A 25,579-nucleotide genomic window follows, 5' to 3' on the forward strand; every position below is an offset into this window, starting at 1 on the left:
TCAGGTCAGCTTACTTAGCGGGCCAGAATGGCAGGAAATAGATCAGGAAGCCCAGCACGCCCAGGATCATCACGAATGCATAGTGATAGATGTAGCCGGTCTGCAACACTCGCGACAGCGAGGACAGCCAGGCGACGACCTTGGCGCTGCCATTGACGACGAAACCGTCGATCAGCTTCTTGTCACCGAAGTTCCACAGGCCATTACCCAGCAAGCGGGCACCGCCGGCGAACACGACTTCATTGAACTTGTCCATGTAGTACTTGTTGTCCAGCAGGGTGTGGATCGCGTGGAACTTGGCAAAGAACCAGGCCGGTACGCGCGGGTTGACCATGTAGCAGTAGTAGGCTGCCACCACGCCGGACAATGCCAGCCAGAACGGTGCCGTCGACAGGCCGTGGATCGCCATCGCCATCGCGCCGTGGAATTCATGCGACAACTCTTCCATTGCTGGATGGTTTTCGCCGACAAAGATCACGCCCTTGAAGAAATCGCCATGCAGCATCGGGCCGATCGTCAGGTAACCGATGATCAAGGAAGGGATGGCCAGCATCACCAGCGGGAACCAGACGACGAACGGGGATTCATGCGGCTTCTGGCCAGGTTCCAGGCCGTGGTGGCCGTGGTCGTCCTCTTCCTCTTCATGATGGTCGTCATGCGCGTGGGCATCGTGCTTGGCCGCAGGCGCGTGGTGGTCGTCATGACCGTGCGCATGCGCCTGGCCGAAACGTTCCTTGCCGTGGAAGACGAGGAAATACATGCGGAACGAGTAGAAGGCAGTGACGAACACGCCAGCCAGCACGGCGAACTGGGCAAAGCCAGCGCCCCAGATGTGCGTCGCTTCGACGGCTTCGATGATGCTGTCTTTCGAGTAGAAACCGGAGAACAGCGGCGTGCCGATCAGGGCCAGCGAACCGATCAGGGAAGTGATCCAGGTGATCGGCATGTATTTGCGCAGGCCGCCCATGTTGCGGATGTCCTGGTCATGGTGCATGCCGATGATCACGGAACCGGCGCCCAGGAACAGCAGTGCCTTGAAGAATGCGTGCGTCATCAGGTGGAATACGGCCACGGAGTACGCGGACGAACCGAGCGCCACGGTCATGTAACCGAGCTGCGACAGGGTCGAGTAAGCGACGACGCGCTTGATGTCGTTCTGGATGATGCCCAGGAAGCCCATGAACAGCGCCGTGATGGAGCCGATCACCAGGATGAAGGACAGTGCCGTGTCGGACAGTTCGAACAGCGGCGACATGCGCGAGACCATGAAGATACCGGCCGTCACCATCGTCGCGGCGTGGATCAGTGCCGAGATCGGGGTAGGACCTTCCATCGAATCAGGCAGCCACACGTGCAGCGGGAACTGCGCCGATTTGCCCATCGCGCCGATGAACAGGCAGATGCAGGCAACGGTCAGCAGGGCCCAGTCGGTGCCCGGCATCGTCAGCAGCGCCAGTTCGTCTTTCTTGGCGAACACTTCCTGGTAATTCATGGTGCCGGCATAGGCCAGCAGCAGGCCGATGCCCAGAATAAAGCCGAAGTCGCCCACGCGGTTGACGAGGAAAGCCTTCATGTTGGCCACGATGGCCGTCGGACGCTGGTACCAGAAACCGATCAGCAGGTAGGAGACCAGGCCCACGGCTTCCCAGCCGAAGAACAGTTGCAGGAAGTTGTTGGCCATGACCAGCATCAGCATCGAGAACGTGAACAGCGAGATGTAGGCGAAGAAGCGGTTGTAGCCTTCGTCGTCCTTCATGTAGCCGATCGTGTAGATATGCACCATCAGGGAAACGAAGGTGACCACGCACATCATCATCGCCGACAGCGAATCGATCTGGAAGCCCACTTCCATCTTCAGGGTGCCGATCGTCATCCAGTTATAGATCGTGCCATTGAATGTCGCGCCATCCATCACTGCCAGCAATGTCTGCACGGACAGGATGAACGCAATCAGTACGCCCAGGATCGTCGCGGTATGCGACGTCTTGCGTCCGACCAAATTACCCAGGAACTGGGTGCCAAGCAAGCCTGCAATCGCGGCACCGGCCAGCGGCGCCAGCGGTACGGCAAGAAGGAGGTTAGGGTTGAGGAGTTGCCCCGCCATGATGAACCTTAATCGTTATTATTCGAGAGATCGAGTCTGAAAAACATCAGCCTTTGAGGCTGTCCAGGTCTTCGACGTTGATGGTATCCAGATTACGGAACATCACCACCAGAATAGCCAGACCGATAGCCGACTCAGCGGCGGCAACCGTCAGGATGAAGAAAACGAAGATCTGACCGGCCGCGTCGCCCATGAAATGGGAGAACGCGATGAAATTCATATTCACCGCCAGCAGCATCAATTCGATTGCCATCAGCAATACGATGATGTTCTTGCGGTTCAGGAAAATACCGACGATCGAGATTGCGAACAGGATCGCGCCCAGGACCAGAAAATGTGTGAGCGATAATGTCATGGTGCCTCCTTAACTTCCGGCTCAGCCGCAGGACGCTCGACGACCGCGTCCATCTTGATGATCTTCAGGCGGTCGTTGCGCTTGACGCGTACCGCATCGCCTGGAGCAAAATGCTTGGTGTCCTTGCGTTTGCGCAGGGTCAGTGCGACGGCGGCTACGATGGCCACCAGCAGCACGACGGCGGCGATTTCGAAGGCGAACACGTATTTCGTGTAGATCAGCAGGCCCAGTTCCTTGGTGCCGCCCAGGTTGACGTTCACCGGTGCGACGCTAGGCGCAAAGTTGCGGAAACCGTGCCACAGGACGGCGGCCATTTCCAGCACGATGATCACGCCCACCGTCACCGACAATGGCAAGTAGCCCCAGAAGCCTTCGCGCATGCGGTCGATATTGATATCGAGCATCATGACCACGAACAGGAACAGCACCATCACGGCGCCGACATACACCAATACCAGCACGATGGCCAGGAATTCAGCTTGCAGCAGCATCCAGATGCCCGCTGCCGAGAAGAAGGACAGTACCAGGAACAGTACTGCGTGGACCGGATTACGGGCCGTGATGACGCGCGTCGCTGCCAGAATCAAGATCAGCGCGAAGGCGTAAAACAAAATTGTTTTAAAGTCCATAAAAAACCCAATAGACGTACAGATGAACGAGGGGCGCGCCGCAGCCAGTGGCTGCGGCGCATCCATCAGCGATAAGGTGCGTCGGCGGCGCGCGCAGCGGAGATGTCATTTTCATAACGATCACCTACGGCCAGCAACATCTCTTTCGTGTAATACAAATCCCCGCGTTTCTCGCCGTGGTATTCCAGGATTTGCGTCTCGACGATCGAATCGACCGGGCAGGACTCTTCGCAGAAACCGCAGAAGATGCACTTGGTCAAGTCGATATCGTAACGCGTGGTGCGGCGCGAACCGTCGTCACGCTGTTCCGATTCGATCGTGATGGCCATCGCCGGGCAAACCGCTTCGCACAGTTTGCAGGCGATGCAACGTTCCTCGCCGTTCGGGTAGCGGCGCAGCGCGTGCAAGCCACGGAAACGCGGCGAGATCGGTGTCTTCTCTTCCGGGAATTGCACCGTGATCTTGCGCGAAAACATGTACTTGCCTGTCAGCGCCATGCCCTTGATCAGCTCGCCTAACAAGAGGCTGCTGAAGAAATCTTTTACCTTATCCATTCGTATGCACTCTCTTACTTCCAAATATTCCAGGATGTCTGCATCCAGGCAGCGACGAAGACCAGGTAGACCAGCGTCAACGGGATAAACACTTTCCAGCCGAGGCGCATGATCTGGTCATAACGGTAGCGTGGGAACGTACCGCGCACCCAGATGAACACCGACACGATGAAGAAGGTCTTGGCGAACAGCCAGAAGAAGCCGCCGAAACCACCCCAGAACTCAAGGAAAGCAAATGGTGCGGACCAGCCACCGAGGAACATGATCGAAGCCAGGGCGCCGATCAGGATCATGTTGGCGTATTCGGCCAGCATGAACATGGCGTAGGCCATGCCCGAGTACTCGACCATGTGGCCGGCAACGATTTCCGACTCGCCTTCGACGACGTCGAACGGGTGACGGTTGGCTTCAGCCAGGCCCGACACCAGGTAGATGACGAACATCGGCAGCAGCGGCAGCCAGTTCCACGACATGAAATTGACGCCCTTGTCGGCGAAGAAGCCGATCTGCTGGCCGCCGACGATGTCGATGAAGTTCAGGCTGCCCGAGACCATCAGCACGATGACCATCACGAAGCCCATCGGGATTTCATACGAAATCATCTGTGCCGACGCGCGCATGGCGCCCATGAACGAGTACTTCGAGTTCGACGCCCAGCCGGCGATGATGATGCCGTAGACTTCCATCGAGGTAATCGCCAGCAGCATCAGCAAGCCGGCGTTGACGTTGGCCAGCACAGCTTGCGGGCCGAACGGCACGACCGACCAGGCGGCCAGGGCCGGCATGATGGTCATGATCGGGCCGATCACGAACAGGCCCTTGGCGGCCTTGGACGGGATGATGATCTCTTTGAACAAGAGTTTCAGCGCATCGGCGATCGGCTGCAGCAAGCCCAAGGGGCCGACGCGGTTCGGGCCCACGCGGATCTGGATCCAGCCGATCAGCTTGCGTTCCCACAAGGTCAGGTAGGCAACCAGGCCCATCAGCGGCAACAGCACGCACAGGATCTTGATCAGGGTCCAGAAGAACGGCCACGTGCCGCCCAGCAGATCCTGACCGCTGCTGTTGATGACGTTTACAAATTCAGGCAGAGCCATCAGATTTTCCCCTCTGCTGTTTCAACTGTGATGTCACCGAACATGCCGCCCAGGCTGGCCGTCGAGGCATGCGCCGCCGACACTTTGACCACATTGGCTGGCAGGCCGGCATGAAGTGCCGCCACCAGGATGGCGCTGCCGGAGCCTTGCGCCACTTTGACCTTGTCGCCCGCCTTGATGCCCAGCTTCTCGGCCAATGCCGGCGACAGATGGGCTTGCGGCGCGGCGCCGTCGACCGTGCGTTGCAACGGTTCGGAGCGGCGTACCAGCGCGTCGGCGAAGTAGATCGGCACATCGGCGATGCGTTGCAGCGCTGGCGAGGCCGGTGCGTAGCTTGCTGCTTCCGGTGCGTTCTTCGCAATATTGTTCAGCTGTGCCGACAGATCGGTCACGCCGGCACCGAACGCTTCGTCGCGGATCGCTTCCGAGGTGTCGTAGTCGAAACCGGCCAGGCCCAGGATGTTGCCCAGTACGCGCAGCACTTTCCAGGCTGGACGGGTTTCCGCCAGCGGTTTGACGGTGCCGTTGAAGCTTTGCGCACGACCTTCGCAGTTGACGAAGGTGCCCGAAGTTTCAGCGAACGGAGCGATCGGCAGCAAGACATCGGCGTAATCCATGCCGTGCTTGAAGGCCGACATCGCCACGACCATGTCGGCGCCATCGAGGGCGGCGCGGGCCGCCTGTGGATTGGCGGCGTCGAGTTCCGGCTCGGCGTGCAGCAGCACATAAGCTTTCTTCGGTACGGCAAAGGCGGCTTGCACGTTGGCGCGCGGCTTGGCGACCAGGTGCGCGCCTACCGTGTTGGCCGCTTCCGTCAGGTAACCGAGCTTGGCGCCCGTCTGTTCGGCGATCCATTGCGCGGCAGCATGCAGTTGCGACGCTTGCGGGTGTTGCGTTGCCGCGTTACCCAGCAGCACGGCGCCATGGTCGCCGGCCATCAGGCTGGCAGCGATGGCAACGGCCACGTCGGAAGCAACAATCGCTTCAAAACCGGCTGGCGCGGCGATTTCTTTCGCTTTAGCAACAGCGACGACCACTTCCGACAAGGCCGCCAGCCAATCGCTTGGCGCTGCGATCATCTTGTTGGCGATCGTGATCAGTTGATCATCGTCGGAGGCATGCAGGATCGACAGCTTGGCGCCGCCCTTGACGGACGCGCGCAAACGCGTGGCCAGCAATGGGTGATCCTTGCGCAGGAACGAGCCGATGACGAAGGCGCGCTTGATCTGGCCAAATTCGCTGATCGGCATGCCCAGCCATGGTTTCACGCTGGCGTCCAGCGCGAAGTCGGTCTGGCGCAGGCGGAAGTCGACGTTCTCGGAACCGAGGCCGTGGGCGACTTTTTGCAGCAGGACCAGCTCTTCGACGGTCGAATGCGGGGTAGCCAGCGCGGCGATGGCGTCAGCGCCATGCTCGTGCTTGATATTTTTCAGGCCGTGCGCCACGTATTCCAGCGCGGTCTGCCAATCGACTTCTTTCCACTCGTTGCCTTGTTTCAGCATCGGAGACGTCAGGCGTTCGGCGCTGTCCAGCGCTTCGTACGAGAAACGGTCCTTGTCCGAGATCCAGCACTCGTTGACGGCTTCGTTTTCCAGCGGCAATACGCGCTTGACCTTGCCAGCTTTCACTTGCACGATCAGGTTCGAACCGAGGCCGTCATGCGGGCTGACCGATTTGCGGCGCGACAATTCCCACGTACGGGCGCTGTAGCGGAACGGCTTCGAGGTCAGTGCGCCGACCGGGCACAGGTCGATCATGTTGCCCGACAGTTCGGAGTCGACCGACTGGCCGACGAAGGACACGATTTCCGAGTGTTCGCCGCGGCCGATCATGCCCAGCTCCATCACGCCGGCCACTTCCTGGCCAAAGCGTACGCAGCGGGTGCACTGGATGCAGCGCGACATTTCTTGCATGGAAACCAGCGGACCGGCTTCCTTCGGCGTGACGACGCGCTTGTCTTCCTTGTAGCGCGATTCGCTCTTGCCGTAACCCACAGCCAAGTCTTGCAACTGGCACTCGCCGCCCTGATCGCAGATAGGGCAATCGAGCGGGTGGTTAATCAGCAAGAATTCCATGACCGACTTTTGCGCCTGCACAGCTTTATCGCTGGCGGAGCGCACGATCATGCCGGCACTGACCGGGGTCGCGCAAGCGGGCAAAGGCTTCGGCGCCTTTTCCACTTCGACCAGGCACATGCGGCAGTTCGCTGCGATCGACAATTTCTTGTGATAGCAGAAGTGCGGAATGTAGGTTCCCAATTTGTTGGCGGCGTCCATCACCATGCTACCAGCAGGGACTTCGACTTTTTTGCCGTCTATTTCGATTTCAACCATGGTGATCGTTACCTGACGCAGCTTAGATATATGCGGGCACTAAGCAATGCTTGTGCTCGATATGATATTCAAATTCTTCACGGAAATTCTTAATGAAGGCCCGTACCGGCATGGCAGCCGCATCGCCCAGCGCGCAAATGGTGCGGCCCTGGATGTTGTCGGCGATCGAGTTGAGCATGTCCAGGTCGTCTGGACGACCCTGCCCCTGCTCGATGCGGTGCACCATGCGGTACATCCAGCCTGTGCCTTCACGGCAAGGCGTACACTGGCCGCACGATTCTTCAAAGTAGAAGTAGGACAGGCGTTCCAGCGCCTTCACCATGCAGCGTGTTTCGTCCATCACGATGACGGCGCCCGAACCCAACATCGAACCGGCTTTCGCGATCGAGTCATAGTCCAGGTCGGTCTGCATCATGATGTCGCCGCGGATCACCGGCGCGGACGAGCCGCCAGGAATCACGGCCTTGATCTTTTTGCCACCGCGCATGCCGCCTGCCAGTTCCAGCAGGGTCGCAAACGGGGTGCCGAGCGGCACTTCGTAGTTGCCCGGTTTTTCCACGTCGCCCGAGATCGAGAAGATCTTCGAGCCGCCGTTGTTCGGCTTGCCCATCGCCAGGTATTTCTCTGGACCGATGTTCAGCACGAAAGGCACGGCCGCGAAGGTTTCCGTGTTGTTGATCGTCGTCGGCTTGCCGTACAGGCCAAACGAGGCAGGGAAAGGCGGCTTGAAGCGCGGCTGGCCTTTCTTGCCTTCCAGCGACTCCAGCAGGGCCGTTTCTTCGCCGCAGATGTAGGCGCCATAACCATGGTGCGCGTGCAACTGGAACGAGAACTCGCTGCCCATGATCTTGTCGCCCAGGAAACCGGCGGCGCGCGCCTCTTCCAGCGCTTCTTCGAAACGCAGGTATTCCTGGAAGATTTCACCGTGGATATAGTTGTAGCCCACGGTGATGCCCATCGCATAAGCGCCAATGGCCATGCCTTCGATCAGCGCATGGGGATTGTAACGAATGATGTCGCGGTCCTTGAAAGTGCCCGGTTCGCCTTCATCTGTATTGCAGACGAGGTATTTCTGACCCGGGAACTGGCGCGGCATGAAGCTCCACTTCAAGCCGGTAGGGAAACCCGCGCCGCCACGGCCGCGCAAGGACGACGCCTTGAGGTCGGCGATGATCTGTTCCGGCGTGATTTTTTCTTCCAGGATACGCCGCAGGGCGCTGTAGCCGCCGCGGTTCACATAATCTTGCAAATGCCAGTTCTTGCCATCCAGATCCTTCAGGATCAATGGATCGATATGGCGGTTGTGGAGTGACGTCATTTCTTGAGTTCCTCCAGCATGGCGTCGATTTTCTCGTTCGACATCCAGCTGCACATGGTTTTATTACTGACCAGCAAGACAGGCGCATCGCCGCAAGCACCCATGCACTCGCCTTCGACCAGGGTGAACTGGCCGTCTGCGGTGGTTTCGCGGAAATCGATACCCAGTTTCTGCTTCAGGTACTCTGCAGCGCGCACGCCGCCCGACAGGGCGCATGGCAGGTTGGTGCACACGGTGATCTTGTGCTTGCCCACGGGTTTCACGTTGTACATATTGTAGAACGTGGCCACTTCCTGCACGGCAATCGCCGGCATGCCGATGTAATCGGCCAGTTCCTTCATGGTTTCCGGCGCCAGCCAGCCCAGTTCATCCTGGGCATGGGCCAGCGCGGCCATGACGGCCGACTGACGCTGGTCGGCCGGGTACTTGGCCAGCTCGCGGTCAATTTTCTTATAGCATTGCTCTGATAACAACATACTTTTTGCCTCTTAGCGGTCAATACTGCCGAACACGATATCTTGCGTCCCGATGATGGTCACGGCGTCGGCAAGCATGTGCCCACGCGCCATCTCGTCGAGCGACTGCAAGTGGGCGTAGTCTGGCGCGCGCAGTTTCATGCGGTACGGCTTGTTGGCGCCATCGGACACCAGGTACACGCCGAACTCGCCCTTCGGATGCTCCACGGCGCTGTAGGCCTCGCCTGGCGGCACGTGGAAACCTTCCGTGAACAGCTTGAAGTGGTGAATCAGCGATTCCATGTTGGTCTTCATGTCGACGCGGCCCGGAGGCGCCACCTTGCGGTTGCTGGTCATGACAGGACCTTCATTGTTGCGCAGCCACTCCACGCATTGCTTGATGATGCGGTTCGACTGGCGCAGCTCTTCCACGCGGACCAGGTAGCGGTCGTAGCAATCGCCGTTGGTGCCGATAGGAATGTCGAAATCCATCAGGTCGTACACTTCGTACGGCTGTTTCTTGCGCAAGTCCCACTGCACGCCCGAGCCGCGCAGCATGGCGCCCGTAAAGCCCATGGCCAGCGCATCTTCCGGCGAGACCACACCGATGCCGACGGTACGCTGTTTCCAGATACGGTTGTCGGTCAGCAGGGTTTCGTACTCGTCCACGGAATTCGGGAAGCGGCGCGCGAAGTCTTCGATGAAGTCCAGCAGGGAACCCTGGCGGTTTTCATTCAGCTTGGAAATCGCCTTGGCGTTGCGGATGATCGAGGCCTTGTGCTGCGGCATCGCGTCCGGCAGGTCGCGGTACACGCCGCCCGGACGGTAGTAGGCCGCGTGCATGCGCGCACCCGATACCGCCTCGTAGGCGTCGAACAAGTCTTCGCGGTCGCGGAAGCAATACAGGAACGGGCCCATGGCGCCAACGTCCAGCGCGTGGGTACCGAGCCACATCAGGTGATTCAGGATGCGCGTCATCTCGTCGAACATGACGCGGATGTATTGCGCGCGCAGGGGCACTTCCAGGCCCAGCATCTTTTCGATCGCCATCACGTACGCGTGTTCATTGCACATCATCGACACATAGTCGAGACGGTCCATGTACGGCACGGATTGCAAATAGGTCTTCTGTTCGGCCAGCTTTTCGGTGGCGCGGTGCAGCAGGCCGATATGCGGGTCGGCGCGCTGGATGACTTCGCCATCCATCTCCAGCACCAGGCGCAGCACACCGTGCGCGGCCGGATGCTGTGGCCCAAAGTTCAGGGTGTAGTTCTTAATCTCAGCCATTATTTCATCCCGTAATGTTCTTCGCGGATCACGCGCGGCACGTTTTCCCGCGGCTCGATCGTCACGGGCTGGTAAATCACGCGCTTTTGTTCCGGATCGTAACGCATCTCGACATAGCCGGAGACGGGGAAATCCTTGCGGAACGGATGGCCGATGAAACCGTAGTCGGTCAGCAGGCGGCGCAAGTCGTTGTGGCCTTCGAAGAGGATGCCCAGCAGGTCGAACGCTTCGCGCTCGTACCAGTTGACGGCGCGCCAGATGTTCACCACGGAGGGCAGCAGCGGCATGTCGTCGTCCGGCGCGAACACGCGCACGCGCACGCGCCAGTTGTGCTTGACCGACAGCAAGTGCGACACGGCCGCGAACCGCAGGCCATCCCAGCTGCCGTCGCCATAGGTCGAGTAGTCGACGCCGCACAGGTCGAGCAATTGCTCGAAATGCAGGGCCGGATCGTCGCGCAGGGTCTGCATTACGGCCAGGTAGTCCTCGGCCTTGACCTGCAAGGTGACTTCGCCCAGCGCAACCGTCGTGCTAACGCGATCGCCCAGGGCAGTGCCGAGGGCGTTTTGCAATACTTCTAAATGTGTTGTCATAATCTGAAGCGACCCGGTTAGCGTGCGATCGTGCTGGTACGCTTGATCTTGTTCTGCAACTGCATGATGCCGTACAGCAAGGCTTCAGCGGTCGGAGGACAGCCAGGCACATACACGTCGACGGGCACGATGCGGTCGCAGCCGCGCACCACGGAATAGGAGTAATGGTAGTACCCGCCGCCATTGGCGCAGGAACCCATCGAGATGACCCAGCGTGGCTCTGCCATCTGGTCGTAGACCTTGCGCAGGGCCGGCGCCATCTTGTTGCACAGGGTACCGGCAACGATCATGACGTCGGACTGACGCGGCGACGGACGGAACACGACGCCGAAACGGTCCATATCGTAGCGGGCTGCGCCCACATGCATCATTTCGACCGCACAGCAGGCCAGACCGAACGTCATCGGGAACATAGACCCGGTGCGCGCCCAGTTGATCAGCTTGTCGGCCGAGGTGGTGATGAAACCTTCGCTTAATACGCCTTCAATAGCCATGGCTTATTCCCAGTCAAGGGCACCTTTCTTCCAAATGTACCAAAATCCGACCACGAATTCAGCGATGAACACCATCATCGTGACGAAACCGGCCCAGCCCAGGTCGCGCATTGCAACGCCCCATGGGAAAAAGAATGCCGTTTCCAGATCGAACAAAATAAACAGGATTGCGACCAGATAGTAGCGCACATCGAATTTCATGCGCGCGTCTTCGAATGCTTCAAAACCACATTCGTACGGGGAGAGTTTTGCTGCGTCAGGCTTGTTAGGGCCTAACAGGCGCCCCAGGAGCTGGGGAGCGATACCGACACCGAGGCCGATAATAATGAACAGCAGGACGGGGAAGTAATTTTCGAGGTTCACGATTGATGAGCTTATATTGAACGATCGGTTAAATGAGGACGCTGCGATCATTTGCAGCGTATCTAACGCACGACCCCAATCAAAGCTAAGACCAGGATCGAACGACACATCCTCGTAAAAAAAGCCAGCAACTTTGTACGAGCCATGGCTCGTGCGCCGTTGCTGGCTTCTGATTTCTGGTGCCGACGACGAGACTCGAACTCGTACAGCTTGCGCCACTACCCCCTCAAGATAGCGTGTCTACCAATTTCACCACGTCGGCGGTAAGGCCCGTATTCTACTCTGCTTTGGCGCTAAAGTTAATGCACAAATGCATCAAAACACAGATAAAAACGATAAATTTTTACATCTTCCAGCGCGTCACGATTTTTTCCTGCCGCGCTGCTAAAACATTGAGCAATAATCTGCCCGTAATGAGAATTACTCTCGATGAGGCATCGAGTTCCTGCAGAATTACTTCGGAATCGCGCCGGCCGGGGTGCTGGCGACCGGTGCCGCCGCTGCCGGAGCGCTGGCTGCCGGAGCTGCCGCAGGCACCGTCGTCGGGATCGCGCCCGCGCCGGTGACCGGCACAGGCTTGACGACCTTGTCCATCACGCCGCCGCCCACCGTGGTGGCGCGCTGATTGGCCATCAGCGACAGGGCCAGCGTGGCGCCGAAGAAGATCGCGGCGGCGACGCCCGTCGATTTCGACATGAAGTTCGACGAACCCGTCGCACCGAACAGGCTGCCCGAGGCGCCCGAACCGAAGGCGGCACCCATATCGGCACCCTTGCCGTGCTGCAGCAACACCAGCGCGATAATCGACAATGCCGAAATAACCTGTACTACCACTACCAGATTGAACATCATGTTCATTGCAATTCCATTCTCAGTTTAAATTAATTCAATCGGCGGCGTGAATAATCGCCAGGAAATCCGCCGCCTTCAATGCTGCTCCACCGATCAGACCGCCATCGATATCCGGCATCGCCATCAATTCTTTTGCGTTCTCCGGCTTCATGCTGCCGCCGTACAGGATCTGCACGCCGGCGGCCGCTACCGCATTCTTTTCTGCCAGCTGGGCGCGCAATACCTGATGCACGTCCTGCGCCATTTGCGGCGTGGCCGTCTTGCCCGTGCCGATGGCCCAGACCGGCTCATAGGCCAGCACCAGTTTCGCCACGTCGTCGGCGGAAATCGCCGCCAGCACGGCGCCCAGTTGCTGCTCCACCACGGCATTGGTCTGGCCCGCTTCGCGCTGCGCCAGGGTCTCGCCGATGCAGACGATAGGCACGATGCCCGCCGCCAGCGCGGCAACCGTCTTGGCCGCCACCTGCGCATCGGTCTCGCCGTGGTAGGCGCGGCGCTCGGAATGCCCGATCACCACATAGCCGCAGCCGAAATCCTGCAGCATGGCGACCGAGATTTCGCCCGTGTAGGCGCCGCTGGCATGCGCGGAAACATCCTGCGCACCCCAGCCGAGCGCCGTGCCTGCCAATTGCGCCTGGCACTGCGCCAGGTAGGGCGCGGGCACGCAGACGGCGCTGGCGGCGCCAGAGGCGGTCAAGCCAGCAACTATTTCAGACAATAACACCGCGTTCGAGGTGCGACTGCCGTTCATTTTCCAATTTCCGACGACGAGTTTGCGACGCATAGTAGCCTAAATTCTTAATAACCCGTCATTCTAACTCCGGCACCGATGCCGGTCAAACAGGCAGTGCCCCGTTTCAGGCAACTTGCAACATGATCTTGCCCACGTGCGTGCTCGCTTCCATCAAGGCATGCGCCTCGTTGGCTTTTTCCAACGGGAAAGTTTGATGGATCACGGGCTTGATCTTGCCCGCTTCGATCAGCGGCCAGACGGTCGTGCGCAGGTGGTGCGCGATGGCCGCCTTGAAGGTGACGGAACGGGGACGCAAGGTGGAACCTGTCACCGTCAGGCGACGGCGCAGCAAGGCACCCAGGTCCAGCTCCGCCTTGGTGCCGCCCTGCACGGCGATCAGGCCGATGCGGCCATCGTCGGCCAGGCAATCGATTTCGCGCGGCAGGTAGTCGCCGCCCACCATGTCGAGGATGACGTCGACGCCTTTGCCAGCAGTCAATTCCTTGACGACGGCCACGAAATCTTCCGTGCGGTAATTGATGCCCCGTTCGGCGCCCAGCGCCTCGCAGGCGCGCGCCTTCTCGTCGCTGCCGGCCGTGGCAAACACGCGGTGACCGAGCGCGGCCGCCAATTGAATGGCCGCCACGCCGATGCCCGAGGTGCCGCCCTGCACCAATAACGTTTCACCGTCCGCCAGCGCGCAGCGGTCGAAGACATTGCTCCAGACGGTAAAGAAGTTTTCCGGCAAGGACGCGCCTTCCAGCGCCGTCAAGCCCTTGGGCAAGGGCAGGCACTGGCCGGCGGGTGCGGCGCAGTATTCGGCATAGCCGCCGCCCTGCACCAGCGCGCAGACCAGGTCGCCCTTCTTGAATCCGGTATTGGCAAAGTCGCCATCGACGACTTCGCCCGCCACTTCCAGGCCAGGCAAGTCCGAGGCGCCGGCTGGCGGCGCATATTTGCCCAGGCGCTGCAGCACGTCGGGGCGGTTGATGCCGGCCGCGTGCACCTTGATCAGCAGTTCACCCGCCTTATATTGCGGCATGGGTCGTTCGGCGATCTGCAAAACGTCGGCGGGACCTGGCTGGCTGATGGCAACTGCACGCATGGCGGGACTCTTTCAAGGGAAAACGGCGATTGTACGCCAAGCCGTCCACCCTTGCAGGAAGGGTCCTTCCTAAGCGCCGCCCGTCTTCGACTGGCGCGGCAAGGGCGTGCCCGGCTTCCATTTCGCCGACAGGGCCTGCCCTTCCTCGACTTGCTCATGCGTCATCTTGCGCACCACGGCGGCGCGCTGGTCGGCCGCATTCGCGTTGCCATTCGCGGCCGCCAGGTTCCACAGCATGTAGGCGATGACGTTGTCCTGCTGCACGCCGCCCATGTGATAGCGGTACATCAGGCCCAGCACCTGCTGCGCCTCGGCATGGTTCTGCTCGGCCGCCTTGCGGAACCAGCTGACGGCCTGCTTGTGGTCTTGCAGCACGGCGTTGCCCGTGTAATACATGGCGCCCACCACGTACTGGGCGTCGGCCTTGCCCTGCTCGGCCGCCTTGCGGTGCCAGAACATCGCTTGCTTGTAATCCTGCGGCAAGCCCCGTCCCATGTAATACATCAAGCCCAGCAAGTGCTGGGCATCGGCATTGCCGGTCTTCGCAAGGGGCAATATTTCCTTATAAGCCAGCGCGTAATTCTTGTTGTTGTAGGCGCTGGCGCCTTCGACGAAGCCAGCCCGCGCGGGTAGCTGTATCGTCAACAGCATGAGTAATGTAATGATCAGTTTTTTCATCGGAATGGGATGTGGTCTGACTGCTTTTTCTTTTCCTATCCTGCCCAAGGCAGGAGCCCCTTACTTCCAGCTAACTTTGCCCAGGCCCTCGACGCTGACGTCGCGGTTGGCCGGCTTGCCGTACACCACCACCGAACCGAGTCCGCTCAGGTTCAGCTTGGCATTCGTATGGGCATTCACCGTGGCATTGCCCAGGCCGCTCAATTCCAGGTTGACGGCATCGACTTCGAACTGTTGCGCATTCAGGCTGCCCAGGCCGCCCAGGCTGGCTTTCAGCATGCGCCCGCGTCCGCCCAGCACCACGGAACCGGCGCCCTGCAAGTCCAGCTCCGCGCGCTCATTGTTGCCGATCCAGAGCTGCATGCTGCCCACGCCGCCCAGGCTGGCATTGAGCTTGCGGTAGTCGCCCACCAGCTTGATGCTGCCCGCCCCTTCCAGCGACAGGGTCAGTTCCTCGCCCTTGAAACCCGTGATGTCGGTGCTGCCGAAGCCTTCCGAACTCAGCTCGCGCAAGTTCGGCAAGACCAGGTCGGCGCGGATCGACGTGGGGCCGAGCTTGAAGCCGCGCACTTCCGTTTCGATGTGCAGCGTGTCACCGCTTTGCGCCGTGCTGACATCGGCGATATAGCGCTTGTCGGCCGTGATGCTCAGCGAAGGCACGTTGCCCTGGCGAATGCGCACTTCCATCACGCCATCGAGCTTGACGCGCACCACGCGGGCGTCGACGTTGCGCATTTCCAGCAAGCGGGTCTCGGCGGCCACGCCGCGCACCAGGCCCAGTGTCGCCAGGAACAGCAGCGCCAGTTGCAGTATCTTTTTCATGTAGTGCATCCTCGGTATCTTGTTTTTATGTATTGCGGCGCCCGCGTTGGGCGGCCGGCATTGCATCGCGCCTTGCACTCTAGCAGCGCGGAAAATGACTGGCAATGACTTTGACGCCTGACAAAACCGTAGCGAGCGGCAGTGAGGCTCGGCGCCCCCGTTGGCCCGAGAAGCGGAACTGTGCGAATGCACAGTGAGCATCGGAAGCCGCAAATCGCGACGCGCAGTAGGTTTTGATGGGTGTCTTATGCGAAACGGGCTTTTTCGGCGGCAGTCAGGCGCCTGGCCTTGACCACCACCACTTGCATGGCAGCCTTGTTCGCTGGCGCGGTCAGGCTGGCCGTGGAACTGGCCACTTGCAGGGCCGGGGCGGCCGGAGCGATGGCGTAACAGCCGGCGCCGAGCAGGATGGCGGCGGCAACGGCAATGATTTCCATGTTTTTAGCGACGTTCATGTTGTTCTCCTCGGGTGTCTGGCAGTGGGCTTGCGGTATGGTGTCACTATAGCCATACCGCCCCCGGCCGGCACGCCGATTGCGACGAACTGCGCTTTTGGCAGGCTGGCCTGACAAAAACGCGGATGAACGCGCAGATCGCTACGCTTGCAGCTTAAAACTCTTCCCACTCGTCGGCGCCGGACTTGGCCGCCTTGACGGGCTTGACCGGCGACAGCGCGCGGGCCGGCGCGCGTGGCGCCGGAGCAGCCGGCTTCGCCTTGAGGCGCGTCACGGGCGCGGGCGCGGCGGCAGGGCCGGCATCGCCCAGGCGGAACATGCCGACGGCTTGCGCCAGGTCCACGGCCTGCTCCTGCAGGCTTTCCGCCGCGGCGGCCGCCTGCTCGACGAGGGCGGCATTCTGCTGTGTCATGGTATCCATGTGCGTGACGGCCGTATTGATCTCGCCGATGCCGGCGCTCTGTTCGCGGCTGGCCACCGTGATTTCGCTCATGATGGTCGTCAATTGCTGCACCGAGGCCACCACCTGATCCATGGTCTGGCCCGCCTCATCGACGAGGCGGCCGCCCGCATCGACCTTCTCCACCGAGTCGCCGATCAATTCCTTGATTTCCTTGGCCGCGCCAGCGGAGCGTTGCGCCAGGTTGCGCACTTCGGACGCCACCACGGCAAAGCCCCTGCCCTGCTCGCCCGCGCGCGCCGCCTCGACGGCCGCGTTCAGGGCCAGGATATTCGTCTGGAAGGCGATGCCGTCGATCACGCCGATGATGTCGACGATCTTGCGCGAGCTTTCCTGGATGCCGGCCATGGTGCCCACCACCTGCTGCACCACGCGCCCGCCCTTGGCCGCCACTTCCGAAGCGGACACGGCCAATTCGTTGGCCGCATGCGCGTTTTCCGCGTTCTGCTTGACGGTCGAGGTCAGCTCATCCATCGAACTGGCCGTTTCTTCCAGCGCGCCCGCCTGCGCTTCCGTGCGCGAGGACAGGTCGGCGTTGCCGGCGGCAATATCGGCCGACTCGCTGCGCACCAGGGTGCTGATGCTGCGGATCTGCACCAGCACGGTGGCGATCTTTTCGACGAACAAGTTAAAGGCCTTGGCGATCTGCGCCAGCTCGTCCGTGCCTTGCGCATCGAGGCGGCTGGTCAGGTCGCCGTCGCCCGTGGCGATCGCTTCCATCGCATCGCGCACCAGGCCCAGGCGGCGCAAGGCGCGCGCCACCAGCACGCTCAGTACCGTGGCGGCCAGGGCCAGCACCAGCAAGGCCGTCAGGGCCGAGGCGCGCAGCATGGAGCTCAAGGCTTGCGTCGCTTCCGCCCGGTCGAGCACGGTCGCCAGCAGCCAGTCGCTGCCTGGAACCTTACTCACATGCAAGATGCCGTCGCGCCCGTCCAGGCGGATGGCGGCGCCGTCGCCGCTCTTTTCGATATCGGCCAGCGCCTGCGCGCTCAGGCCTGGATCGAGCTCGGCCAGCGGCTTCAGCGTCAGCTTACCGTCCGGATGGGCGATGATCTTGCCGCCGCCATCGACGAGGAAGGCATAGCTGGCCGCCGTCGGCTTGATCGAGGCGACGTTTTGCACCACCGCATCCATCATCACGTCGGCCGCCATCACGCCCGTCACGCTGCCCTTGCCGCCCAGCGGCTCGGCGAACGTCACCACCAGCTTGCCCGTGCTGGCGCCGATATACGGCGCCGTGATGATGGGGCCGCCCACTTCGGACGCCAGCTTGTACCAGGGCCGCGCCGTGGGATCGTAGTCGGCGGCGCGCTTGCGCTCCTGCGAGAAGACGGCGTGCTTGTCGGCAAAGCCGATATACGCCATGTCGAACGTGCCTGCCTGCTCGGCCGCCTTCAGGGCCGGCAGCGGATCGGCCGCCGTGGCGCCCTGCTTGAGCGAGCCCACGACGGCTTGCTTGGAACGCAGCCATTCGGCGATGGCTTGCGCATGGCTGTGCGACAACTGCAGCATCTGCGTGTCGAGCGCGGCCAGGGTGCTTGAACGCGTGGTGAAGAAATTGGCGATGGCGACGGCCAGCATGGCCAGCACGACGATGGAAACGGCGATGGCGATCAGCCGCGCCTTAAGGGAGGACAACATGGTGCATCCAATAAAAAAGAGAAAATCGGGAGGGATGCGCCATGGTCGGGGAATAAGAATTTGTCGTCAAGCAATACCGACTATCGATTACCCATAAACAACAATTGATACCTTATATTAACTGCACATTAATAAAATATTAACTATATCTCGCCGCGCAGCTTGCGCAGAGCCGGCGATTCGCCACCCGTCGCCTCGATGCGGAAGCGGGCAAATGCCTGTTCCAGCTCGGGGTACCGGCGCAAGCCGCCTTCCGTAAAATAGCGCCCGCCGGGGATATCGCCCCACGGCAGCGGCGCGCTCAAGGCGCCGCTGCCCGCCAGGGCCAGCAACGGCTCGAGCGCGCTGCGCAGGTCGGCCACCTCGCCGTCGGCGGGCGTCAGGCGGGCCAGCAACTGCTCCAGTTCGGCGGCATGGGCTTGCAAACGCTGTTGATCCATCATCTGTCCTCAATTCTTGATCGTGCCGATCAGCACGGGTGCCGACCACAGACTACGGTTGGGGAGCAAATACTGCTGCGCCCCACCCTTGCGCCGTACCAGCCCGCCCAGCTCTTCCGTCGGCGCCACCTCGCTGACGAATACGTTGACGGTGCCCTTGGGCATGATCTGATACACATCATACAGCGGCGCCTCGCTCTTCAAGGGCAAGCCGAAACAGTCGGCCAGGGTGGCGCAGCGGCCAGAAGCCAGCTGCAATTGCGCGCTGGTGGTGAAATACGGCGAATACGGCGACACATTCTGGCCATGCGGCACGATTTTTACCAATGCGGCTGACATGGCTTGCAAGTCGGGCACGGTGCTGCCGGAAGCGAGCTGCTCGACCGCCCGCGCATAGATGGTGTCGGCCGAGGCGGCAGGATCGGCGGCGCGCAGCTCGCGCAGGAACTGCTGTCCCGGCCCGCTCTCGAGGTAGGCGTCGATTGCGTCCCGCGGCAAGCCCGCCGTCCTGAACGTGCTGAGGTCATTGATTTCGCGCGCATGCACGGCGCGCAAGGCGTCAAGGTCTTGCGCCGGCATGGACGCGGACGCGGCGGCGATGGGGATGGGCAACGGCACCGGCGTGGGTACGTTGTCCGGCTGTGCCCGGACGCCGGGCGCGACGGCAAGCAGAAAGGCGGCGGCCAGCCCGCAGAATGTGCGCATGCTGCATCTCCTTGGAAGACTCGTTCGAGGGAAAGTCCCACTCCGAATCTACAAGGCGCGACGGCGGCCGATACGCGCTGGATCAAGGCCGGTGCATGCGTCGGCACACACCTTCGATACAGCGCAAGCGATATGCATAAAAAAACCGCCAGGGCTTGCGCACCGGCGGTTGTTGAGCATGCGGCCGAGGCCGCAGTCAGTATGACTTAAGCGGCTGGCGCTTCGTTGCCTTCTGCAGCTTTCATCGACAGCTTCAAGCGGCCGCGGTCGTCCGTTTCCAGAACCTTGACGCGGACCAGCTGGCCTTCTTTCAGGTAGTCGGCCACGGCGTTGACGCGCTCGTTGGCGATCTGCGAGATGTGCAGCAAGCCGTCCTTGCCTGGCATGACTTGCACGATGGCGCCGAAGTCCAGCAGTTTCAGCACGGTGCCTTCGTAGGTCTTGCCCACTTCGACGGATGCCGTCAGTTCTTCGATGCGGCGCTTGGCTTCCTGGCCGGCTTGCGCGTCGACGGAAGCGATGGTGACCACGCCTTCGTCGCTGATGTCGATCTGGGTGCCCGTCTCTTCGGTCAGCGCGCGGATCACGGCGCCGCCCTTGCCGATCACGTCACGGATTTTTTCCGGGTTGATCTTGATCGTGATCAGACGCGGTGCGAAATCGGACAGTTCGGTTTTGACGTGCGGCATGGCTTTTTGCATTTCGCCCAGGATGTGCTCGCGGCCTTCCTTGGCTTGCGCCAGTGCCACTTGCATGATTTCCTTGGTGATGCCCATGATCTTGATGTCCATCTGCAGCGCCGTGATACCGTTGCGGGTACCGGCTACCTTGAAGTCCATGTCGCCCAGGTGATCTTCGTCGCCCAGGATGTCGGACAGCACGGCAAACTTGCCGCCTTCCTTGATCAGGCCCATGGCGATACCGGCCACGTGCTCTTTCATCGGCACGCCGGCGTCCATCAGTGCCAGGCAGCCGCCGCACACGGAAGCCATCGACGAGGAGCCGTTCGATTCCGTGATTTCCGATACCAGGCGCACCGAGTAGCTGAACTCTTCGGCGGCTGGCAGGGCGGCGATCAGCGCGCGCTTGGCCAGGCGGCCGTGGCCGATTTCGCGGCGTTTCGGCGTACCGACACGGCCCGTTTCGCCGGTGGCGAACGGAGGCATGTTGTAATGCAGCATGAACGAATCGGTGAACTCGCCCATCAGCGCGTCGATCTTCTGGCTGTCGCGGGCGGTGCCCAACGTTGCCACGACCAGCGCCTGCGTTTCGCCGCGCGTGAACAGGGCCGAACCGTGGGTGCGTGGCAGCACGCTGGTGCGGATCGAGATCGGACGCACGGTGCGCGTGTCGCGGCCGTCGATGCGTGGCTCGCCGTCCAGGATCTGCGTACGCACGATTTTCGCTTCGATGTCGAACAGGATGTTGTTCACTTCCGCGCTGTCGATCGACGCGCCGCCGGCGGCAGCCGCTTCGGCCGACAGGTCGGCGATCACTTCCGACGTTGCTGCCTTCAGCTTGGCCGTACGCTCTTGCTTGTCCTTGGTTTGATACGCGTCATTGATCTTGGCGTTGGCGAAATGCGCGACGCGGGCGATCAGTGCTTCGTTCTTCGGCGCAGGCGCCCATTCCACTTCCGGCTTGCCGCCGTCACGCACCAGGTCGTGAATCGCGTCGATGACGACTTTCATCTGGTCGTGGCCGAAGACCACGGCGCCCAGCATGATTTCTTCGGACAGCTGTTTCGCTTCCGATTCGACCATCAGCACGGCCGTTTCGGTACCGGCGACCACCAGGTCCATTTCCGACGTTTTCAGTTGCTGGACGGTCGGGTTCAGGATGTACTGGCCGTTGGCGTAGCCGACGCGCGCGGCGCCGATCGGGCCGTTGAAAGGCACGCCCGACACGCACAGGGCGGCCGATGCGCCGATCATGGCGGCGATGTCCGGATCGATTTCAGGGTTGACCGACAACACGTGAATGATGACTTGCACTTCATTCAGGTAGCCTTCCGGGAACAATGGACGGATAGGACGGTCGATCAGACGCGATGTCAGTGTTTCTTTTTCGGAAGGACGGCCTTCGCGCTTGAAAAAACCGCCCGGGATTTTACCGGCAGCATAGGTTTTCTCGACATAATCAACCGTCAAAGGGAAGAAATCCTGGCCTGGCTTGGCATCTTTGCGTGCCACCACCGTTGCCAGAACGACGGTATCTTCGATCGACACCAGCACTGCGCCGGATGCCTGACGAGCGATTTCGCCGGTTTCCAGGGTCACTTGATGTTGACCGTACTGGAAGGTTTTCGTAACTTTGTTAAACATGGGGTATCCCTTTTCTAATTGCCGACAGATTTTCAGGGGCTGTCGTTCACCTCACCACAGGTGGCGGAAACACCGTTGCCGCCTTTACTACTTTACTTTTAAAACATGATATCGGTAGAGAATACTGTACTTCTCGACATAAATCCGGAATTCAAATGACAAAATGCCCGCGTCAGCGAACTGGCGCAGGCATTTCTGTATAAACCTTGTACGGCAAAAATTACTTGCGCAGACCAAGTTTAGCGATCAGGTCGCGATAACGGGTAGCGTCTTTAGCCTTCAGGTAGGACAACAGGCTCTTACGACGGTTGACCATCATGATCAGGCCGCGGCGGGAGTGGTGATCTTTCGAGTGGGCTTTGAAGTGGCCGTTCAGTTCGTTGATGCGAGCTGTCAGCAGTGCAACTTGCACTTCAGGGGAGCCGGTGTCGTTTTGACCACGTGCGTTGTCCGCGATGATAGCGGCTTTGTTGATGTTTTCTACTGTCATGATAAACCTTTCACATGCGGTGCACAGAGTCTGAACCCTATCCACCGTGAACTACGATTATTAAAATACTGGCCTAGGCTTCCAACCAGACGCGCAAGTATATCGGAAAAATGCCCGCCTGTATCCTGCCGTGCGCGCTTTTCTCAGTGCATGATAGGGTTTTCCTGCATTTCAGGAGGTCAAACATGAAAAAACTGCTCAAATTAGCAACGCCGCTGCTGTTTGCCGCGCTGACCGGCTGCGCCAGCTGGAACGTCCCGCCGCCGCAGCCGGGCGAGCCGCGCGCCGCCGTGGAAGCGCGCCTGGGCCGTCCGACGAATATCTATCAGCTGCCCACGGGGCCGGAACTCGAATACGCGACGGGGCCGTACGGCCAGTACACATATATGGCCCGCTTCGGTCCCGACGACAGGTTGATTTCCTACGAACAGGTGCTCGACACGCCGGGCTTTGCCCGCATCAAGGTAGGCGTGTCGACCCAGCAAGACGTGCTGCACATCCTGGGGCGCCCGACGGAAACCTCGTATCTGTCGCTGCCGAAACTGCACGTCTGGTCCTACCGCTACAAGGAATCGGGCGTGTGGGATTCCATGATGCACGTGCACTTCGACCACGACGGCATCGTGCGCATGATGATGAACGGGCCCGATCCGGCCAAGGAAGAGCGCCGCTTCTTCTGGTGACGAGCGTCTTGCACCAAGACTAGCGCCTATCCCAAATGCAAATTCTGGGGTCAGACCCGGCGGGTCTGACCCCGGCTTACGGCTGCGGGTCGATGCGCTCGTCTTTCGCGTGTAATTTATTCAGCGCCGACAAATACGCCTTGGCCGACGCGACGATGATGTCGGGGTCGGCGCCCACGCCGTTGACGATGCGCCCGTCGCGCGACAGGCGCATGGTGACTTCGCCCTGCGACTGCGTGCCCGTGCTGATGGCATTGACGGAGAACAAGACCAGTTCCGCGCCGCTGGCGGCCGCGCTTTCGATGGCGTTGACGGTGGCGTCGACGGGGCCGTCGCCCCGCCCTTCGCAGCTGCGCTGTTCGCCGCCGACGAGAAATTCCACGCGCGCATGGGGCACGGCGCCCGTCGTCGATTGCTGCGTCAGGGAAATGAAACGGTAGTGCTCACTCTCCTGCGCCTGCTGCTCCTCGCTGACGAGGGCCATGATGTCTTCGTCGAAGATCTCGGATTTGCGGTCAGCCAGCTCCTTGAAACGCAGGAAGGCGGCGTTGACTTCCGCCTCGGAGTCGAGCGCGATGCCCAGCTCGTGCAGGCGCTGCTTGAAGGCGTTGCGGCCCGACAGTTTGCCCAGCACGATCTTGTTGGCCGTCCAGCCCACATCTTCGGCGCGCATGATTTCATACGTCTCGCGCGCCTTTAAAATGCCGTCCTGGTGGATGCCGGACGCGTGCGCAAAGGCATTCGCACCGACGACGGCCTTGTTCGGCTGCACGGCAAAGCCCGTGATCTGCGACACCATTTTCGAGGCCGCCACGATTTGCGTCGTATCGATACCCACCGTCAAGTTGTAATAGGCGGCGCGCGTGCGCAGCGCCATCACCACCTCTTCCAGCGCCGTGTTGCCGGCCCGCTCGCCCAGGCCATTGACGGTACACTCGATCTGCCGCGCGCCGCCGATCATGACGCCGGCCAGCGAATTGGCCACAGCCAGGCCCAGGTCGTTATGACAATGGACAGACCAGATGGCTTTATCGGAGTTCGGTATGCGTTCGCGCAAGCGCTTGATGGTATTGCCGAAGATTTCAGGCACGGCATAGCCCACCGTGTCGGGGAAATTGATGGTGGTGGCGCCCTCGGCAATCACGGCTTCCAGTACGCGGCAGAGGAAATCCTCGTCCGAGCGGCTGCCGTCTTCGGGGCTGAATTCGATGTCGTCCGTGAACTGGCGCGCGTAGCGCACGGCGTTCTGCGCCTGCAATAAAACTTCCTCGGGCGTCATGCGCAGCTTCATCTGCATGTGCAGCGGCGAGGTGGCGATAAACGTGTGGATGCGCTTGCGCTCGGCGGGCGCCAGCGCTTCGGCAGCGCGGGCGATGTCGCGGTCGTTGGCGCGCGACAGCGAACAGATGGTCGATTCGCGCACGGCGCCGGCAATCGCCCGTATCGACTCGAAGTCGCCCTGCGAGGCGGCGGCGAAGCCCGCTTCGATCACGTCGACCTTCATGCGCTCGAGCTGCTTGGCGATGCGCAGCTTTTCCTCACGCGTCATGGAAGCGCCCGGCGATTGCTCGCCGTCGCGCAAGGTGGTGTCAAAAATGATGAGTCGGTTGCTGGTGTTCATGGCTGCTCCTGGCTGGCTGAAGACTGGCGACGCTACCGACCCAGCGCATCAATGCTCGGGGTCGGTCTGGATGATGCTGACGGGCTTGCCCTTCGCCATGCGCCAGAAAAACACGGCGTAGCCGGACAGGCCATAGGCGACGAAAATCGGGAACAGCACTTTCGGCGGGTCGATGGAAATGAGCGCGAAGAACAATGCCAGCAGGAATACCACGATGAAAGGCACGGACTTGCGGAAATTCACATCCTTGAAGCTGTAGAACGGCACGTTGGTGACCATCGTCAGGCCCGAGAACAGGGCGATCGTCCACGAGACCCAGGCCAGCTGGTTGCCGGCAAATTCCAGGTCGTTCATCAACAGGATGAAGCCGGCCACCATGGCAGCGGCAGCCGGGCTGGGCAAGCCCTGGAAGAAGCGCTTGTCGACCACCGCGATATTGGTGTTGAAGCGGGCCAGGCGTAAGGCGGCGCCGGCGCAATACACGAAGGCGGCCAGCCAGCCGAGCTTACCCATGCCGCGCAGCGACCATTCGTAGATCACCAGCGCCGGCGCGGCGCCGAACGACACCATGTCGGACAGGCTGTCGTACTGGGCGCCGAACTCGCTCTGCGTATTCGTCAGGCGCGCGATGCGGCCGTCGAGGCCGTCGAGGATCATGGCGATGAAGATGGCCCAGGCCGCGTGTTCGAATTTCTGGTTCATGGCCATGACGATGGCGTAGAAGCCGCAAAACAGGGCTGCCGTCGTGAAGGCGTTCGGCAACAGATAGATGCCGCGGCGGCGCAAGGTTTTCTTGCCAGTGCCATCGGTCACCGGCTGGCGCACGAATTTGCTGAAGCGGGACGCTTTGGATGCTGCGGGAGTGCCGTTCTTGCCTCTACGACGGGGGAAGTTTGCCATGTTGTTCCATATCTTGTGTACTGCAGGGGATTCGGTGCCAGATGGCAGGCGCAAGACTGTCACGGCGTGCGCCTGCCGATGTTGCCAT

26 protein-coding genes and 1 tRNA gene are annotated in these 25,579 nt (G+C 60.9%); 1 reads left to right on the forward strand and 26 read right to left on the reverse strand.

What is annotated here, in order from left to right; all coding sequences use genetic code 11:
* Nucleotides 1-10: 10 nt before the first annotated feature.
* From nuoL to rpsO, 24 genes are all read right to left on the reverse strand, one after another.
* Complete coding sequence (gene nuoL, locus AC07VH_RS09710; RefSeq protein WP_489630316.1) at nt 11-2,104, reverse strand: NADH-quinone oxidoreductase subunit L; 2,094 nt, start codon at nt 2,102-2,104, stop codon at nt 11-13.
* A 46-nt stretch (nt 2,105-2,150) separates the two neighbouring features.
* The gene (gene nuoK / locus AC07VH_RS09715; protein WP_010399724.1) at nt 2,151-2,459 is read right to left on the reverse strand and encodes an NADH-quinone oxidoreductase subunit NuoK; all 309 of its coding nucleotides are present in this window, start codon (nt 2,457-2,459) and stop codon (nt 2,151-2,153) included.
* Nucleotides 2,456-3,088 carry an NADH-quinone oxidoreductase subunit J gene (locus AC07VH_RS09720; protein ID WP_070224108.1) on the reverse strand — a complete coding sequence of 211 codons (633 nt, stop codon included), beginning with the start codon at nt 3,086-3,088 and terminating at the stop codon, nt 2,456-2,458. The genes nuoK and AC07VH_RS09720 overlap by 4 nt, the downstream gene beginning before the upstream one ends.
* A gap of 65 nt (nt 3,089-3,153) precedes the next feature.
* Nucleotides 3,154-3,642, reverse strand: coding sequence for an NADH-quinone oxidoreductase subunit NuoI (nuoI, locus tag AC07VH_RS09725; protein ID WP_494787341.1), 489 nt, complete (start codon nt 3,640-3,642; stop codon nt 3,154-3,156).
* A 14-nt stretch (nt 3,643-3,656) separates the two neighbouring features.
* On the reverse strand, nt 3,657-4,739 hold the full coding sequence (gene nuoH, locus AC07VH_RS09730) for an NADH-quinone oxidoreductase subunit NuoH (RefSeq protein ID WP_475415382.1): 1,083 nt from the start codon (nt 4,737-4,739) through the stop codon (nt 3,657-3,659).
* Nucleotides 4,739-7,072 (reverse strand): NADH-quinone oxidoreductase subunit NuoG, encoded by a 2,334-nt coding sequence (gene nuoG, locus AC07VH_RS09735; protein ID WP_494787342.1) that lies wholly within the window; start codon nt 7,070-7,072, stop codon nt 4,739-4,741. Before nuoG ends, nuoH begins: the two co-directional genes overlap by 1 nt.
* 22 nt (nt 7,073-7,094) lie before the next feature.
* Nucleotides 7,095-8,390 (reverse strand): NADH-quinone oxidoreductase subunit NuoF, encoded by a 1,296-nt coding sequence (gene nuoF, locus AC07VH_RS09740; RefSeq protein ID WP_010399729.1) that lies wholly within the window; start codon nt 8,388-8,390, stop codon nt 7,095-7,097.
* Complete coding sequence (nuoE, locus tag AC07VH_RS09745; RefSeq protein WP_035820520.1) at nt 8,387-8,866, reverse strand: NADH-quinone oxidoreductase subunit NuoE; 480 nt, start codon at nt 8,864-8,866, stop codon at nt 8,387-8,389. Before nuoE ends, nuoF begins: the two co-directional genes overlap by 4 nt.
* A 12-nt stretch (nt 8,867-8,878) precedes the next feature.
* Nucleotides 8,879-10,132, reverse strand: a complete 1,254-nt coding sequence (locus AC07VH_RS09750; protein ID WP_010399731.1) for an NADH-quinone oxidoreductase subunit D — start codon at nt 10,130-10,132, stop codon at nt 8,879-8,881.
* Complete coding sequence (locus AC07VH_RS09755) at nt 10,132-10,725, reverse strand: NADH-quinone oxidoreductase subunit C (protein ID WP_494787343.1); 594 nt, start codon at nt 10,723-10,725, stop codon at nt 10,132-10,134. Before AC07VH_RS09755 ends, AC07VH_RS09750 begins: the two co-directional genes overlap by 1 nt.
* A 17-nt stretch (nt 10,726-10,742) precedes the next feature.
* Complete coding sequence (locus AC07VH_RS09760) at nt 10,743-11,219, reverse strand: NuoB/complex I 20 kDa subunit family protein (RefSeq protein ID WP_010399733.1); 477 nt, start codon at nt 11,217-11,219, stop codon at nt 10,743-10,745.
* Nucleotides 11,220-11,222: 3 nt separating this feature from the next.
* Entirely contained in the window at nt 11,223-11,582 is a 360-nt protein-coding gene (locus AC07VH_RS09765) for an NADH-quinone oxidoreductase subunit A (RefSeq protein ID WP_010399734.1), read from the reverse strand.
* A 177-nt stretch (nt 11,583-11,759) separates the two neighbouring features.
* Nucleotides 11,760-11,844: transfer RNA gene (locus tag AC07VH_RS09770), tRNA-Leu, on the reverse strand.
* Nucleotides 11,845-12,035: 191 nt separating this feature from the next.
* On the reverse strand, nt 12,036-12,440 hold the full coding sequence (secG, locus tag AC07VH_RS09775; protein WP_034749996.1) for a preprotein translocase subunit SecG: 405 nt from the start codon (nt 12,438-12,440) through the stop codon (nt 12,036-12,038).
* A 28-nt stretch (nt 12,441-12,468) separates the two neighbouring features.
* A complete protein-coding gene (tpiA, locus tag AC07VH_RS09780) occupies nt 12,469-13,218 on the reverse strand; it encodes a triose-phosphate isomerase (RefSeq protein ID WP_489630313.1) in 750 nt (249 codons plus the stop codon).
* A 73-nt stretch (nt 13,219-13,291) separates the two neighbouring features.
* The gene (locus AC07VH_RS09785) at nt 13,292-14,272 is read right to left on the reverse strand and encodes an NAD(P)H-quinone oxidoreductase (RefSeq protein ID WP_494787344.1); all 981 of its coding nucleotides are present in this window, start codon (nt 14,270-14,272) and stop codon (nt 13,292-13,294) included.
* A 69-nt stretch (nt 14,273-14,341) separates the two neighbouring features.
* Nucleotides 14,342-14,950 (reverse strand): tetratricopeptide repeat protein, encoded by a 609-nt coding sequence (locus AC07VH_RS09790; protein WP_475415387.1) that lies wholly within the window; start codon nt 14,948-14,950, stop codon nt 14,342-14,344.
* A 60-nt stretch (nt 14,951-15,010) separates the two neighbouring features.
* Nucleotides 15,011-15,772, reverse strand: a complete 762-nt coding sequence (locus AC07VH_RS09795) for a GIN domain-containing protein (protein WP_475415388.1) — start codon at nt 15,770-15,772, stop codon at nt 15,011-15,013.
* Nucleotides 15,773-16,017: 245 nt separating this feature from the next.
* On the reverse strand, nt 16,018-16,227 hold the full coding sequence (locus AC07VH_RS09800; protein WP_494787345.1) for a hypothetical protein: 210 nt from the start codon (nt 16,225-16,227) through the stop codon (nt 16,018-16,020).
* Between the two features lie 154 nt (nt 16,228-16,381).
* Nucleotides 16,382-18,328 (reverse strand): methyl-accepting chemotaxis protein, encoded by a 1,947-nt coding sequence (locus AC07VH_RS09805; protein ID WP_494787346.1) that lies wholly within the window; start codon nt 18,326-18,328, stop codon nt 16,382-16,384.
* 143 nt (nt 18,329-18,471) lie between these two features.
* Nucleotides 18,472-18,771: a hypothetical protein gene (locus AC07VH_RS09810; protein WP_494787347.1), complete on the reverse strand. Its 300-nt coding sequence runs from the start codon at nt 18,769-18,771 to the stop codon at nt 18,472-18,474.
* Nucleotides 18,772-18,777: 6 nt separating this feature from the next.
* Complete coding sequence (locus tag AC07VH_RS09815) at nt 18,778-19,473, reverse strand: hypothetical protein (RefSeq protein WP_494787348.1); 696 nt, start codon at nt 19,471-19,473, stop codon at nt 18,778-18,780.
* Between the two features lie 206 nt (nt 19,474-19,679).
* On the reverse strand, nt 19,680-21,797 hold the full coding sequence (pnp, locus tag AC07VH_RS09820) for a polyribonucleotide nucleotidyltransferase (RefSeq protein WP_071322777.1): 2,118 nt from the start codon (nt 21,795-21,797) through the stop codon (nt 19,680-19,682).
* Nucleotides 21,798-22,017: 220 nt separating this feature from the next.
* Entirely contained in the window at nt 22,018-22,287 is a 270-nt protein-coding gene (gene rpsO / locus AC07VH_RS09825; protein WP_010399743.1) for a 30S ribosomal protein S15, read from the reverse strand.
* A gap of 185 nt (nt 22,288-22,472) precedes the next feature.
* Here rpsO and bamE point away from each other — a divergent pair, with 185 nt between their 5' ends.
* Nucleotides 22,473-22,970: an outer membrane protein assembly factor BamE domain-containing protein gene (gene bamE, locus AC07VH_RS09830; protein WP_494787349.1), complete on the forward strand. Its 498-nt coding sequence runs from the start codon at nt 22,473-22,475 to the stop codon at nt 22,968-22,970.
* A gap of 76 nt (nt 22,971-23,046) precedes the next feature.
* Here the strand turns inward: bamE and AC07VH_RS09835 are convergent, their stop codons facing one another.
* Nucleotides 23,047-24,591, reverse strand: a complete 1,545-nt coding sequence (locus tag AC07VH_RS09835; RefSeq protein WP_494787350.1) for a 2-isopropylmalate synthase — start codon at nt 24,589-24,591, stop codon at nt 23,047-23,049.
* Between the two features lie 48 nt (nt 24,592-24,639).
* Complete coding sequence (pssA, locus tag AC07VH_RS09840) at nt 24,640-25,491, reverse strand: CDP-diacylglycerol--serine O-phosphatidyltransferase (protein WP_086136413.1); 852 nt, start codon at nt 25,489-25,491, stop codon at nt 24,640-24,642.
* Nucleotides 25,492-25,579 lie beyond the last annotated feature (88 nt).

Source organism: Janthinobacterium sp. GW821-FHT03C10, assembly GCF_059420865.1.